This is a genomic window from Gemelliphila sp. 1F1 (assembly GCF_056897515.1).
The window spans coordinates 107,294-121,784 of sequence record NZ_JBXHBE010000007.1 but is presented as its reverse complement, the minus strand read 5'-3'; the positions used below and the strand labels follow the sequence as shown (position 1 = coordinate 121,784).

Below are 14,491 nucleotides of genomic sequence, written 5' to 3'. Positions count from 1 at the left end.
TGCCGCAGCTTGTACTATCTCGTCTATTTTTTCTTGTTCCGTTATTTTCAAGAACTCTGATAGTGCTACCTGTGCTTTTTCTACTAGCACATTTACTTCTTCTACAGGATTTAATGTTACTTCTTTTGCTTTTGCCATATTATGACACTCCTTTTTATTTTTAAGTAATATTAAGTAGACAAAGACCGTAATAAGTTATAAAATAATCATTAGAAAACATTACCTTAATATAAAACAGTATTATATCACTTAAATTACTTTACGTTTGTATTTTAGCACAATAATTTTATTTTGTAAACTATTGTTATATATCTGTTTTTTGAAAATGAATAATTTATTTATACTTTATTTTCTTTTTTAGATATGCTAATATAACAACTAATGACAACTATTAAATCATTGTTATATTTATTTAAAGTATATTTTACATTGTTTGTTTTCATCTGTTTATATGTTTGTTTCATATATTGTTATATAACTATAAATAAAATAAAATAAAAATAAAAATTTCTATTATTTATTTTTTCTTTGTAAGATAATGCTTTCTTTTTTGTTTTTATATTTAAATTTTATAACCATTAAAAATCAAAGGATAATCTAACTATGAAATATGACTTAATAATTATAGGAGCCGGAAGCTCTGGACTTATGATTGCAGACCAACTAAATAATACTAATCTAAAAGTATTGCTATTAGAAGGAACTAAGAGAATAGGAACAAAGTTACTTATGACCGGAAACGGTAGATGTAACGTCCTATCTAGCGATCCCCCTAGCGAATTAGAAAAAGCCATCCATAATGGAAGATTTTTACGTAGCGCTTATTACAAATATGATTTATATAAATTTTTTAAAAATCACAAACTTCCTTTAAAGCAAGAAAATCGCAGACTTTATCCCGCTAGCGAAAAAGCAAGAGATGTGGTGGACTGCTTTAGAATACACAACATAAATCTTAAAAAAAATCAAAAAGTTACAGACTTAATATTTGATAACGATAAAATTGTAGGAGTAACAACATTAGAACAACAATTTTATGGCAAAAATATTGTAGTTTGTGCTGGAGGAAAAAGTTACCCACAAAGCGGCAGCGATGGATCAATGCACAAAACACTAAAAAAATACGGAGTTAAATTTACTGATATTTATCCTAGTGAAGTCGCTCTAAAATTTCAAGATTTTAGAGAATTATCTGGACTTTCTTTAACAAATGTGAAAATGTTCAATAAAAAAAGAAGTTTCACAGGTAGTATTCTGTTTACACACAAAGGGATAAGTGGCCCTGTCGCAATTAGCATGGGCGAATTTGTTGCTAGAAAAGAAGGTGATACATTTTTAGACTTTTTACCCGAATATACAGAAGAACAATTATTTGATTACTTATGGAATGATAACAACTACCTAAAAGATAAATTCCCAAAAAGATTTTATAACCATATTATGCAGTATTTTCCAACGGAAAATCCTAATAAAAAAGAAATAAGAAAATTTATAACAAACAAAATAAAGAGATATGAATTAAAAAATGTAAAAACTTTTCCAATAGAGTATGCATTTACGACAGCAGGAGGAGTATCATTAAAAGAAATATCACCTAAAACTTGTGAACATAAGAAAATAAAAAACTTATATTTTGCAGGAGAAATATTAGACTTACACGGGGAGATTGGCGGTTATAATCTAATGATAGCTTGGTATACAGGAATGATTGTTGCAGACGCCATAAAAGATAAATTTAATATAACAATAGGGAGTTAACATGAAAATTTTATTAGCATATTCATCAAAAACAAAAAATACATACAAAGTAGCAAAGTCTATTTACGAACGAATAAAAAATTTTGCTGAAGTTGATATCATAAACATAAAAAAAGCAAAAACAAAATTGCCAGATTATGACTTCTATATTTTGGGATGCTGGACAGACAAAGGAACTGCCAACAAAAATATGATTAATTTTATAGAAACTCAAAATATCCGTAATAAAAATACCGCAATCTTTATGACTTGTGGAGTACCTATAGATCACTATCACGCTCAGGATTCTATAAATAACTTTAAACAATATATGTTAGATTTAAATAATAACGTTTTGGATTCTTTTATATGTCAAGGAAAAATTGATCCTAAAGTGTTAATAGTGTTTAAAGTTCTAACTTGGCGAGATCCAAACTTTATTCATAAAATCGATCAAACTATGCTTGATTGGGTAGAAAGTTCAAAACCACACCCTACAAAAGAAGATTTAACAAACGCTCAAATTTGGATAGAAAATACATTAAATTTAAAGAGTTTTTCTTCAACAAATAATTAGAGAGTATTATAAAAATACTCTCTAATTATCTTTTACTTCTATCTTTTCAATTAAATATAGCAAAAATTTACTCATATCTATATCTTTAACTATATTTTCAAAAAATTGCAATATTCTATCATTTCCTATAAATAATTCAAAAAAATATTCCAAAGATAGTTTTTTATCTTGAGCTACATTTCGTAAAGTCAATTTTTCATCTCTGCTTATTGGTACATATTTTGTCGCTAAGCTATCTTTTGAAAAATTTTCTTTAGATATTATTTTTTTTATCAAGTCTATATTACTTTGCTCAATCAACTTTATAGAATGCCATCCAGCTTTTTTTAAAATATAGTTTGTCCCTACATAAACAGCATCATCTTTCAATAAACTCATTAATCTATTCAAAACATCTTCTTCAGAAGAAAAATGAATTATTTCACCTGTAAATTCCGTTATTTTAGCATCTATTTTCCTTACATTATTTTTATATTTCCTGATTCGTTTAGTATATATTTCCCTATTATCATCATTAACATCCATAAGCAATTCCACTCCGTTTTTTATATATAAAGGAGCTGAATTATATATATACGTTTTTTCGACATTAAATTCTATAGCTACTCTTTGAGCAATATTACCTCCTAACGAATGACCAGTCAAAATTATATTATTACCGTACTCTTCTTTTGCACTCTTATAAAATTTAAAACACGATAAATAATGAGTGCCTTGCCCTAATAATATACCGTAAATGTCCGCTTCTATATCTTTTTGTGCATCAGTATAAGGATTAGTACCAGTATATGCTAGTATATAATTATTATCTAAAGTATTATGAAATAATGTACCACTACTTCCTGTCTTTTCATCATAAAAACTAGACACATAATTTAAACAACTAGGAAATGTATTCAATCTTTTTGATGCTTCAATATAATTATCTATTATCGTTTTATTGTGATTCAATAACCTCATAGCTTCTACTTGATAGGTCATCTTAGAAGCACTAAGAGTTACTTCGTAATTTTCCATTGATGCCTCCTCTATAGTATTAATTCTAAACATAAAAATTAAATCAATATAATAATTCTAACTTTCCAAATAAAGTTTGTCAAACAGTAGTAATAGAATACAAAACTTATTTATAAATAAAAGACCGATACTAATTTCAGTATCGGTCTTTCTATTTTTATTTATTAACAATCATCTTGAAGAAACTTAGTTTTTGACCATATCTCAAAGTAGCGTTTCGATAGATTTTACTACATAATACAGCAATAATAATTGTTGTGACAAGTAATATTGCATAAGATACAATAACTTCTGATATAGATATATTAGCTAATCCGTAACGAGTTCCCATCGCAAAATAAGACGTAAACGGAACATAAGACAGAATCTTAAATAATTTTGTATCATAATTCCACATAAGAGATACATTCGCTATAAAAGAACCTATAAACATAAGCATAGGTAAAGTAATAACTGTATTTACCTCTTCTATACGACTAGCTAGCGATCCACAAGCTGCAAACAAGAACATAAGCATAATTAACCCAGTTAAAGCAAATAGTACCCATACAGCAACAAAGCTATAATCCATATTTTTTAGTAAAGCTTTTATTGCATCTGAATAATTATCAATATTTATTTTCAAGCCAATAAATACAGCCCCTAAAAGTGCAACTACTTGTAATAACGCTATTAAACAAAAAGCAAATACTTTACCTAATATCAATATACTAGGTTTAACGCTAATAACTAACAACTCCATAGCTCTATTCGTTTTTTCACGAGCAACATTTGTAGCAAGAACTGATCCAAACATAAGAATCATCATATACATTACAAAAGATAATACATAGATAACTGTTGCTTTAGATGATACTAACAAACCATCTTCTCCTGATACAGCAACTTTATTAGCTTTTGGCACCGATACATCTACCGACTGCACTTTCATATAATCTAGACCGTTTTGTTCATAGATATACTTCTTAACAAAAGTATCAAAAATATCATTAAACTGACTTCCTGACCCAGTTAGAGAATATGATTTAACTAAATATTCGTAACTATCTTTAGTTAACACTATTCCCTCATCTATTTTCCCATCTTTAATATCTTGTTCCAAAGCTGCTCTATCAGAATACTCTTTTGCTTCTTTTAGATACGATTTGTCTATATTAAAATTATCAACATCTTTTATTACATACGCGCTTCGTTCAAAGTTACTATTGTCATTTTCCCCAGAAAATAGTCCACTTTCTCCAAAAATACTAGGTATAAAAGTAGCTCCAAAAGCTAATATTATATAAATACAAAAAGTTATAATAGTCGATTTCTTGATTAAAAATTGTTTAAATTCAAAACGAAAAACAGTTAATAAATTACTCACTAAAATCACCCACTTTCTCTACAAATATTTGTTCTAAACTAGGTTTATAAAGCTTAAATTCATCTATCTCTATATCACTTTTAGATAAATAATTCATAAGTTTATTTTTACTATCAGAAGATTTATAATCTAGCACTAAAGACTTATCCTGTCTAGAAAAATCTATACCAAAATCTTCGTTTCTTAAAACTTCTATTAATTGATCATCGCTATAATTTACAGATTTAAGTATCATTCTTCCATGACCATATTCTTTTTTAATATCTTCTAAATTACCGCTAAGAATAATTTCTCCTTTTTCTAATAAATTGATATCTTCACAGAAAGTTTCAACCACTGGCATTTGATGAGAAGAAAAAATTACTAATTTATCTTTTGCAATAGCTGAATTAATAACTTCTTTTAGCTTACCTACATTAACTGGATCTAACCCACTAAAAGGTTCATCTAACACCAAAATATCCGGATCATTAATAATACATTGAATAATTTGAACTTTTTGAGCATTACCTTTTGACAAAGTTTTTAGTTGTTTTTTATTATCTTCCAAATCAAAAAATTCTAACCATTTTTTCGCTTCTTTTGTCGCACTTGCTCTATCCATTCCTTTTAGCATACCAAAGTAAACCAATTGATCCACAAGACCAACTCCATCATACATACCACGTTCCTCTGGTAAATAGCCAATTTTTACATCCTTTCTATTTATTGGCTTTCCATCTAAAAGTATTTCTCCTTTATCAGGTCTAAAAATATCTAATAAAATCCTAAAACTAGTAGTTTTTCCACTACCATTACGCCCTAAGTAGCCATTAGCTACTCCACTTTTTGCCGTAAAACTAACGCCCCTTAAAACATTTTTATCTCCGAAACTTTTATGAATATTTCTATATTCTAATAACATTTTCATCCCTCCTATTATAATATTATATATAATTTTTCTAAAATTTTCAATATCTTTCAAAGGCTTCTATTCTAGCCATACAAATTCTGTAACCGTTAAATTACTAATATATATATATATATATATATATATATATATATTAGTATCAAAAATAAAAAAGATATTTAACAGACATAATATGCTGATTAAATATCTTTATAATTTACAATTATTTCTTTTTCGCAAACGGACTAATTGCCCCATACAATCCTGCTTCATTTCCTAACTTAGCGACTAAGAATTTAGTTTTATTAATCTTAATAGGATTTAGTTCTCTAACTTTATTTTCAATTATATTTATCAAATAATCACCCTGACGAGATACACCCCCACCTATAATTACATACTTTGGATCTAATATTAATAACATATCTACTATCCCTTCTGCTAGATGAAAAATCCATTCATCTAACAATTTCAATGATTTTTCATCGTTGGCTTTACAAAGATTAAAGAATTCTTTTACAGATAGATTTTCATTGATTTCTCTTCTTATTCTTCTTTCTAAAGCAATAGTAGATGCTCTTTGCTCATAATTAGTTTTCGTTACAAAATCATAACGAGCCTGACCTATTTCTCCAACACTAAAGTTTGATCCTTGTGGCAATTCGTTTAAATAATAAGCTCCACCGATTCCTGTCCCAAGTGTCAAACAAAAAACTTCGTTTAACCCCTGCGCAGCCCCTAACCATTGTTCTCCTAGCAAAGCACAATTAACATCATTGTCTGCATAAACTTCAACACCTAGTCTATCACCTAACTCTGTTTGGAAATTAGTTCCAACATAATTTAGAATATTAAGTCCTGAACTAATTATTTCTGATTTATTTACATCTACTACTCCCGAAGTAGAAATTCCTATATATTGGAAATCAAAATCTTCTTTTATAGCTTTGGCTATACGGTAGATTTCATCAACTATTCTCAAAGTTTTATTATCTGGCGTATTACATACTTCATGAAGAACAATCTTGTATTCATCATTAATTACCGCAAATTTTATCGTAGTTCCTCCTACATCTACTCCTAAATACATATAATTCTCCTTTTATAAAAATAATATAAAACTATTATACAACATTTCTAATAAATTGACTATACGTCTACAAAGGAAAACTATTGACTTAAATTATTTTGGAATATAAAATTGTTATTATCTAAAACTTTAATCAAGAGGGATAATTATGTTATTAAAAAGTAAAAGAGTTTGGTGTACAGGAAAATTTATACCACTTATTGTAGAAATTAAAAACGGCAAAATGAATAAAATTTTAGACTATAATACCGATATTGATATTGATTTCGATTTTGGAAATAATAGAATATTGCCCGGATTTATTGATATACATACACACGGCGGCTATGGTTACGATACTACAGATTCCGATACAAATGACATTATTATGTGGGCAAAAACTATCGCAAAAGAAGGAGTTACATCATTTCTACCGACAACAATTACCCAATCAGAAAAAATTCTCACAAAAGCTCTAAAAAATGTAGCTAATGCAATGAATACAGAATACGAAGGAGCGGAAATTTTGGGAATTCATTTGGAAGGACCTTTTTTAAATAACAATAATAGAGGCGCTCAACCTATAGAACATATAACACTTCCTAATATTGAACTATTTAAAAAACTAAATTCAACTAGCAATCAAAATATTAAATTAGTAACATTAGCTTGTGAGCTAGATGAAGATTACAAACTTACAAAATATTTAACAAATAACAATATAATAGTAAGCCTAGGACATTCTAATGCTAATTATAAAGAGAGTTTACTAGCTTTTGCTAACGGAGCTAAATCTCAAACTCACGTCTTTAATGGTATGACTGAATTTCATCATAGAAATAATGGTCAGGTAGGATTTGCTCTGAACAATGATGAAATTTTTGGAGAAATAATATGTGATGGTATTCACTCTACAATAGAAGCACTTCAAATATTTTTTAAATCAAAAGGAAAAGACTATGGCATAGTAATTACAGATTCTATTAGCGCAAAAGGTTTAAAACAAAGTAAGACTACATTCGGAAACGAACAAATATATATCGACGAGACAGGATTAGTTACTAGAGAAGATGGTACATTAGCAGGTTCAACAGCAACTATGATAAATAGTTTAAAACTTTTAATAGAAGATGCTAATATACCAATTAATTGCGCTATTAATTCTTGCACAAAAAATCCTGCAACATTACTCGGCTTCCAAAACAAAAAAGGAATCTTAAAAACAGGGTATGATGCAGATATTACAATTATATCAGATCAATACGAAGTAATAATGACAATAACAAACGGCAAGATAGTTTATAAAATATAAAACAACATAAACAAAAAATTATTCCGACATTTTTAAAACTAAAATTGAAAATAAAAAAAGATACTTCGCTTTTGAAGTATCTTTTTTGTTATTAACTTAATTAGTGTACACGGATAAATACTGGTCCGCTCCCTACATAAGCACTTGCCATTACTGTTTGGTTTCCGTTCCATCCTCCGTGGATAGCTTGTCCATTACCTGCATAAACAGCGATATGAGCTAGACCCATTCCTCCGTTTGCATAGTAAATTAAATCTCCTGGTTGTGCTTGATCAGCTGATACTACAGTACCTAAACTCATATATCCTGCTGGCCAGTTGTGATAATTAATTCCTACTGAACGTAACGCATTAGTTACCAACATAGTACAATCTTGGTACACTCCTAATTGTGCTCTAGCTGCTGCATAAATAGATGCTGCCTTGTTACTTGATACTGCTGGCGCAGCTTGTTGCACCGCTACTTGTTGCGCTGGAGCTGCAGCTACAGGAGCCGCTTGTTGTACTGCTTCTTGTTTTGGAGCTTCAGCTTTAACTTCTGCTTGTACTGGTTGCTCTTCTTGTTTTGCTTCTTGTGCTACTTCAGCAACTGCTTCTGCTTTTGCTACTACTTCTTTACTTACGTTTAAAACTTGACCAACCATTATAACGTTTGGATTTTCAATGCTGTTATTAGCTACCAATGTATCTACTGTTGTTCCAAACTTATTAGCAATTTTGAATAAAGTATCTCCTAAAACAACTTTATATTCTCCTCCATTAACTTCTGCTTGAGCAACTTGTGTAGCTGCTGACTCAAAAGAAAGTTGATCACCTGGGAAAATCAAACTACTACTTAAGTTATTATCTCTCATAAGTTGATCTACTGTTGTCCCATTATTCATAGCGATATCCCAAAGAGTATCTCCAGATTTTACCGTATAGATATCTGCATCAGCAAGTGCTGTATATCCTAATGCTATTGTCGACACAACTGCCGTTCCTGCTACTAATTTGTTTAATTTACTCATTTATATATTTTCTCCTTAAATGTCAATTTAAATTTCTCATATTGTCTAATACAAAAGTTGACAACTATACATATAGCTCAACTACAAATTACATTCTAGTATACTTTTCTTTCTTTTTCAATAGTTGTAACAACATTGTAACAATAGTGATATTATTCTGAAATAAGAAATATCTCCTGTTACTTTTATGTAATTTTTAGAAACAATATAGTAATACCTCCTAATTTCATAACATTTTTATAAAATGTATAACGCTTTATTTTTTGTTTTATTTATTATATTATTAAATTGGAAAACAAATTAATTTAACGGAGATATAAAAGTGGATTTTCAAAACATCAAACTTATAGCTGTATTTATAGAAGGTGTATTATCATTCTTTTCTCCTTGCGTAATTCCAATTATACCGATATATTTAAGTATTTTGGCAGGGAAAAGAGAAAAAACTAAAGATGGTAATGTTATTCTAGACAGCAAAACAACAGCTATAAATTCAATATTTTTTATTATAGGTATTTCTACAACATTTTTTATTCTAGCATTTGCAACTAGTTTTATTAGTACAATTTTGCAACAGCATATTAATATTGTAAAGTATATTAGTGGTATAATTATAATCTTTATGGGATTATTACAACTTGGCATATTGAAGCTCAAGTTTTTTAAAAGGGAATTTTCTTTAAAGAAAAAAATTAAAGTTTCTAATAAACTTCAAGGAGCAAACCCTGCTATATCATTTATTATGGGCTTTACATTTAGCTTCTCGTGGACACCTTGCATAGGACCAATATTAGCTAGTGTTTTCTTATATGCAAGCACCCATACAGGTATATTAAGTTATCTCCTAATACTTGTTTATTGTTTAGGATTTATACTTCCATTTATTATAGTAGCAATATTTGCATCATCTATATTAAAATTATTAAGAAAGCACAACAAAATTTTGGAATATACTATTGTAATATCAGGAATAATCCTAATAATTATAGGTATTTCTATTTTAACCGGATCATTCCAAAACTTTATACTAAAATATTTTTTCTAACTATATAATAAGGAGATCATTATGAATAAAAAACTTTTAATTACATTACTAGCTAGTAGTTTAATTTTAACTGCTTGTTCAAACAATACAACAGAAAATAACAATAACAATTCTGAAAATAAAGCTCAATCAGAAGAAACTACAAAGAATAAAGCCTACAACTTTACCGCAAAAGATATTGACGGTAATGATGTGAAGTTGAGTGATTTTGAAGGGAAAAAAGTTTATATTAATGCATGGGCAAGTTGGTGTGGCCCGTGCATTCGAGAATTGCCAGAATTGGAAAAAACATATCAAGAACTAAAAGATAGAGATGATATTGTATTCTTGTCTATGACATTCCCTAACGATGAAGGATTTAACAATGCGGTAGGTAGCAACGATTCAAAAAAAGAAATAGTTAATAAAATTGATACTCATAAAATTACTTATCCTGTCTTATTTGATACAAATGATAGGTTTAACGTTAATTACAGTATTAGATCTTTTCCGACACATATATTTATAAATAGCGATGGTACAATTAACGCAAAAACTGTCGGCTCTTTGAATAAAGAAACTCTAATAGAAAATATAAATAACCTTAAATAAAAATTTTAAGTTCATTTAAGTTTTGAGTTATATAATACGAATTGTCTAAATAATTAATTTTATTTAGAAAACTTCATAAACTTTCCTTTTCTAGGTAGAAGATTATACTAGTTATGTCTTCTACCGATTTTTATTTATATACAAACTTTATATTGATTTCATACAATTTTTCTTGTATAATTATTATATATAACTTTGGGAGTGGATGAGTTCTGGTGTGCTCTCTAGTCTTCAAAACTAGTATGAGGGGTTAGGAGCCTCTTGGGTGGGTTCGATTCCCACACATTCCCGCCAATGTCTTTATAAATAGAGGTGTACAATTGTACACCTCTATTATTTTTTCTTATTATCTCTTTTCTCTATTATTTTAGAAATATAAATAGATCCAAATGTAAGCAATAAAACTAATATTGACGATATCAAAAATTCTATACTCCAAATATTAGTAGATGTTGCTCCAAAATTTAAGAAAACAATAGTTCCAGGAATAATTCCTAAGACACTTGCAATCATATATTTAGTCAAACTAATATTAGTAAGCCCATATCCGTAATTTATTAAATTATAAGGAACTAACGGAATAAGCCTTAATACAACTAAACTAACCATTAATTTTTCATCACTAACGTTAAAAATTTTGTCATGTTGTTTCGGAGATAATCTTTTCTTTAACAAATTTTTGGCATAATCTCTCCCAAATTTCCTAGATATTATAAACATTAAATAGCAATTTATACTAGCTCCTATAAAAGTTAAAATACTCCCTTTTACAAAACCAAATAATACTCCTCCTACAACTGCCAAAATAGGAACAGGAAAGAAAAATATTGGCAAAATAGCAAATGCTAACAAGTAAATTATTGGTGAAAATACACCAAAACTAGCAATAAATTCTTGCATATTAATCCCTCTTTTCTTGAACATCTTTTGAAATTTTAAAAATTATATATCCTAAAATCATAATAGGACTCACCCAACTTACGAAATAATCTAATAAGGTTACATCTTTTTTAACAACTCCGGTATAAGACAATAACAATGTATGTATTAGCTGACCCAAAGCCACCGCTTTTAAAAACTTCCAATACCTCATTGATGATAATCCTACTAAATAAGTTATTAAATCAAAATACAGAAATTTAGATAGTTTAATCATTAAAATAGTTAATGCTCCATATTTTTCAAAATAATTGTCCATAATTGTTAAATATCTCTTATTAAGAATATGTCTAACAAGTGAATGCAAGATATTTCTAGCTATAAAGAAGCTAATAGTTGCTCCTATCATAGCACCTATCCAAGATATAAAACCTCCAAAATACCAACCGTACAGTTCATTATTCGCCAAAATGACGTTACTAGCTTTTATGCTTGATACTACCGTCTGTAAAATCATAAAATATATACTAACTATTGGTTTCATAGAACCAAAACTATTTTGATAATTAACTATATCTTCAATACTTCCTTCTGTTAGTAACTTTATTTGATATTGTATAACTTCCTCTATGTTAGGGATAACCTTATAAGAAACGAAAGCTAACACCAAAAATAACATAGTGTAACTAAACCTTTTTATATTATTCACTAAAATACTTCTCCAACATTTTCAAAAATTCATAATCTAAATAAGAAGATATTTTATTAAAAGTATAGTCATCTGTCAATAACTTTTCTCTTAATATATACTCTTTATACGCCATACTACACCAAGTAACACCTCGTAAACAAGTAAAAATAAAATATTCTTCAAATTTATCTCTCGAAAAATTGCGATATTTCTGATACTCTTCTAAAAATTTATCAATTTCTTCTTTGCTCAAAATTTTATCTGTCTTCCAAAACGTTGTTGTAGGCGCCAAGAAATGTGCAAGATCTTGCTCACATTCTCCGATAAGAGCTTTTTCCCAATCAATAACGTAACTATCACTCTTGCCACTACCTATTATAAAATTTCCCGAATTAAGCTCTGTATTTATAATACAAGTATTAGTTAATTTATAATCATTTGTTAATTTATCTTTACAAATAGCTAAAAACTTGTTTAAATAATCTTTTACTACCGAATCCCCATCTTTCCAAGATAGATAATATGATGCCATATTACTACACTCCTCATACATTAGTTGAAATGGATTTTCTGCTAATATTAATTCATTATTACGTGGATAACTATGATTATGCACTTTGCTTAATAAATAAGCCGCAATATCCATATCTTTTTCATAATCTAATGGACGACCTTTTAAATATTCCATAGTCAAATATTTATAAGGAATTAATTTAGGACTTTCTTCTAAACTATATACCTTAGGGGTTACTCCACTATCTTCTAATAACTTTAATGTATGATATTCATAAGCCATTTGGTTAGCTAAACTCATTTGACTACGCATATTAAGGCGTAAAATTCTTTTTTCTTCACTACTATAATCATAAAGAAAATTTACATTGTATTCTCCTGCACCTAATAACGATATATTTCTAAAACCTGTCTCATAAGCTAGTAAGTCTTCTTTAGTATCAATATCCAAACATTTTTCTCCTACATAATATGTAATGTTATTTTTTTCAAAAATACTAACAGTTCTTTCAAATACTGTCTCTGTTCCATAATCTGACAGTGTAAAAATTTCTTTATTCAAATTATTTAAACCTATCAAATAGTATCCTCCATCAAAAGTTGGATTTATTACCACTTGATTATTTTCTAATTCAGCAAAAGATTTTTCTAATATTTCTTTGGAAATATTTACTATATCAGATCCTATTAATATTAATTTTTCATTAGGATAAATTTTTGATACATCTTTAAAAGCATTATACATCTTTAATCCTAACGTATCACCTCGTTGATAAAAAAATAAACTTTCTTGTGCGTCTAATAACTTTACCATATCTTTATTGTCTGCTTTCGTTCCATTATGACACACTACAACTTCAAAACCCCATTTTTTTAAGTTATAAAATATATCCTTTAACAATATTTTTTGAATTTCTACCGCATCTCTAGGAGTTACAAAATCATAAAGTCTAGTTTTTGTACTTCCTTCTTTAGGTACTCTAGTAAATAAAATAACTACTCCTGTCATATTAAAAAATAAGGGACTTTACGTCCCCTACCTCCTTGTTATATTTTTAAAATTTATATTCGAACTCTTTCGTTCCATCTAATGCATTAGTTACATTTGTATAACCTAAATCTACTAATTTTTGAGTAACTACTCCTGATCTATTCCCACTATAACAATAAGTATAAATAGGCGCATTCTTATCTTCTGGTAATATTTTTTCAATATCTGCTAAGTTTTCTGAATCAACATTTTTAGCATCTTTTACATGCCCTTTATCATAATCAGAAGATTTACGTGCATCTAAGAACAACCCTTTACCATCAGTTATTGCCTTTTGGAAATCTTCTCCAAGAACATTGCCATATTTAACTAATTTGTAATCTGTATATTCCTTGACACCTTTAGCATTAGTAACATCTTTAAACCCTTCTGCTATTAGTATATCAGCAGCTTCTTTACTTTTCTTACCAGTATTACAATAAAGAATAACTGGCTTTTCTTTCCAATCTTTAAGTTTATCTACGTTAGCTTTAACATCGCCGACAGCTATATTAATAGCATGTTGTAAATGTCCAGCTTGATACTCTTCTGCTAAACGAACATCTATAACAAGATATTTTTCTTTTTGGTCTTTATCACCTTGTATTTTTGCTAAATCTTCTCCGCTCATTTCTTTTATAGTAGCTGCACTCTCGCTACTATTTGATGATGTATTAGAAGAAGTAGAGCAACCTACAAGAGTTATTGTAAGTAAAGCTGTAAATGCACCCGTAAATATTTTTTTTAGTTTCATTGTAAAAGTTCT

14 protein-coding genes and 1 tRNA gene are annotated in these 14,491 nt (G+C 28.4%); 6 read left to right on the top strand and 9 right to left on the bottom strand.

Translation table 11 applies throughout. From position 1 onward, the window contains the following. Nucleotides 1-603 precede the first annotated feature (603 nt). A complete protein-coding gene (locus AC1XWJ_RS07420; protein WP_483335252.1) occupies nt 604-1,758 on the top strand; it encodes a BaiN/RdsA family NAD(P)/FAD-dependent oxidoreductase in 1,155 nt (384 codons plus the stop codon). 1 nt (nt 1,759) lies between these two features. Beyond that, nucleotides 1,760-2,314 carry a flavodoxin family protein gene (locus AC1XWJ_RS07415; RefSeq protein ID WP_483335251.1) on the top strand — a complete coding sequence of 185 codons (555 nt, stop codon included), beginning with the start codon at nt 1,760-1,762 and terminating at the stop codon, nt 2,312-2,314. Between the two features lie 21 nt (nt 2,315-2,335). Here the strand turns inward: AC1XWJ_RS07415 and AC1XWJ_RS07410 are convergent, their stop codons facing one another. From AC1XWJ_RS07410 to AC1XWJ_RS07395, 4 genes are all read right to left on the bottom strand, one after another. Further along, nucleotides 2,336-3,331 (bottom strand): Tle-like phospholipase domain-containing protein, encoded by a 996-nt coding sequence (locus AC1XWJ_RS07410; protein WP_483335250.1) that lies wholly within the window; start codon nt 3,329-3,331, stop codon nt 2,336-2,338. Between the two features lie 157 nt (nt 3,332-3,488). Beyond that, on the bottom strand, nt 3,489-4,697 hold the full coding sequence (locus tag AC1XWJ_RS07405; RefSeq protein WP_483335249.1) for an ABC transporter permease: 1,209 nt from the start codon (nt 4,695-4,697) through the stop codon (nt 3,489-3,491). Further along, nucleotides 4,690-5,601, bottom strand: a complete 912-nt coding sequence (locus AC1XWJ_RS07400; protein WP_483335248.1) for an ABC transporter ATP-binding protein — start codon at nt 5,599-5,601, stop codon at nt 4,690-4,692. Before AC1XWJ_RS07400 ends, AC1XWJ_RS07405 begins: the two co-directional genes overlap by 8 nt. A gap of 208 nt (nt 5,602-5,809) precedes the next feature. Next, the gene (locus tag AC1XWJ_RS07395) at nt 5,810-6,676 is read right to left on the bottom strand and encodes an ROK family protein (RefSeq protein ID WP_483335247.1); all 867 of its coding nucleotides are present in this window, start codon (nt 6,674-6,676) and stop codon (nt 5,810-5,812) included. Between the two features lie 148 nt (nt 6,677-6,824). Between AC1XWJ_RS07395 and nagA the strand changes: the two genes are divergently transcribed. Next, entirely contained in the window at nt 6,825-7,967 is a 1,143-nt protein-coding gene (nagA, locus tag AC1XWJ_RS07390) for an N-acetylglucosamine-6-phosphate deacetylase (protein WP_483335246.1), read from the top strand. 100 nt (nt 7,968-8,067) lie between these two features. On the opposite strand, the gene AC1XWJ_RS07385 is transcribed toward nagA, so the two are convergent. After that, nucleotides 8,068-8,976, bottom strand: coding sequence for a LysM peptidoglycan-binding domain-containing protein (locus AC1XWJ_RS07385; RefSeq protein ID WP_483335245.1), 909 nt, complete (start codon nt 8,974-8,976; stop codon nt 8,068-8,070). Between the two features lie 322 nt (nt 8,977-9,298). Here AC1XWJ_RS07385 and AC1XWJ_RS07380 point away from each other — a divergent pair, with 322 nt between their 5' ends. The 3 genes from AC1XWJ_RS07380 (at nt 9,299) to AC1XWJ_RS07370 (ending at nt 10,906) form a co-directional block, all read left to right on the top strand. Further along, nucleotides 9,299-10,021, top strand: a complete 723-nt coding sequence (locus tag AC1XWJ_RS07380) for a cytochrome c biogenesis CcdA family protein (protein WP_483335244.1) — start codon at nt 9,299-9,301, stop codon at nt 10,019-10,021. A gap of 21 nt (nt 10,022-10,042) precedes the next feature. After that, nucleotides 10,043-10,612: a TlpA family protein disulfide reductase gene (locus tag AC1XWJ_RS07375; protein ID WP_483335243.1), complete on the top strand. Its 570-nt coding sequence runs from the start codon at nt 10,043-10,045 to the stop codon at nt 10,610-10,612. Between the two features lie 197 nt (nt 10,613-10,809). Continuing rightward, nucleotides 10,810-10,906: transfer RNA gene (locus AC1XWJ_RS07370), tRNA-Sec, on the top strand. A gap of 39 nt (nt 10,907-10,945) precedes the next feature. Here AC1XWJ_RS07370 and AC1XWJ_RS07365 read toward each other — a convergent pair. Genes AC1XWJ_RS07365 through AC1XWJ_RS07350 form a run of 4 tightly spaced genes read right to left on the bottom strand, consistent with a single transcriptional unit; the run spans nt 10,946 to nt 14,479 of the window. Then, nucleotides 10,946-11,512, bottom strand: coding sequence for a TVP38/TMEM64 family protein (locus tag AC1XWJ_RS07365; RefSeq protein WP_483335242.1), 567 nt, complete (start codon nt 11,510-11,512; stop codon nt 10,946-10,948). Between the two features lies 1 nt (nt 11,513). Beyond that, nucleotides 11,514-12,200 (bottom strand): TVP38/TMEM64 family protein, encoded by a 687-nt coding sequence (locus AC1XWJ_RS07360; RefSeq protein WP_483335241.1) that lies wholly within the window; start codon nt 12,198-12,200, stop codon nt 11,514-11,516. Then, the gene (locus AC1XWJ_RS07355; protein ID WP_483335240.1) at nt 12,193-13,704 is read right to left on the bottom strand and encodes a TIGR04282 family arsenosugar biosynthesis glycosyltransferase; all 1,512 of its coding nucleotides are present in this window, start codon (nt 13,702-13,704) and stop codon (nt 12,193-12,195) included. The genes AC1XWJ_RS07360 and AC1XWJ_RS07355 overlap by 8 nt, the downstream gene beginning before the upstream one ends. Before the next feature lie 46 nt (nt 13,705-13,750). Beyond that, complete coding sequence (locus AC1XWJ_RS07350; RefSeq protein ID WP_483335239.1) at nt 13,751-14,479, bottom strand: rhodanese-like domain-containing protein; 729 nt, start codon at nt 14,477-14,479, stop codon at nt 13,751-13,753. Nucleotides 14,480-14,491 lie beyond the last annotated feature (12 nt).

Bases quoted from the DNA above. Each gene is read 5' to 3' on its own strand.
- AC1XWJ_RS07420 (WP_483335252.1), top strand. From the start codon at position 604: ATGAAATATGACTTAATAATTATAGGAGCCGGAAGCTCTGGACTTATG.
- AC1XWJ_RS07415 (WP_483335251.1), top strand. From the start codon at position 1,760: ATGAAAATTTTATTAGCATATTCATCAAAAACAAAAAATACATACAAA.
- AC1XWJ_RS07410 (WP_483335250.1), bottom strand. From the start codon at position 3,331: ATGGAAAATTACGAAGTAACTCTTAGTGCTTCTAAGATGACCTATCAA.
- AC1XWJ_RS07400 (WP_483335248.1), bottom strand. From the start codon at position 5,601: ATGTTATTAGAATATAGAAATATTCATAAAAGTTTCGGAGATAAAAAT.
- AC1XWJ_RS07395 (WP_483335247.1), bottom strand. From the start codon at position 6,676: ATGTATTTAGGAGTAGATGTAGGAGGAACTACGATAAAATTTGCGGTA.
- nagA (WP_483335246.1), top strand. From the start codon at position 6,825: ATGTTATTAAAAAGTAAAAGAGTTTGGTGTACAGGAAAATTTATACCA.
- AC1XWJ_RS07385 (WP_483335245.1), bottom strand. From the start codon at position 8,976: ATGAGTAAATTAAACAAATTAGTAGCAGGAACGGCAGTTGTGTCGACA.
- AC1XWJ_RS07375 (WP_483335243.1), top strand. From the start codon at position 10,043: ATGAATAAAAAACTTTTAATTACATTACTAGCTAGTAGTTTAATTTTA.
- AC1XWJ_RS07365 (WP_483335242.1), bottom strand. From the start codon at position 11,512: ATGCAAGAATTTATTGCTAGTTTTGGTGTATTTTCACCAATAATTTAC.
- AC1XWJ_RS07355 (WP_483335240.1), bottom strand. From the start codon at position 13,704: ATGACAGGAGTAGTTATTTTATTTACTAGAGTACCTAAAGAAGGAAGT.
- AC1XWJ_RS07350 (WP_483335239.1), bottom strand. From the start codon at position 14,479: ATGAAACTAAAAAAAATATTTACGGGTGCATTTACAGCTTTACTTACA.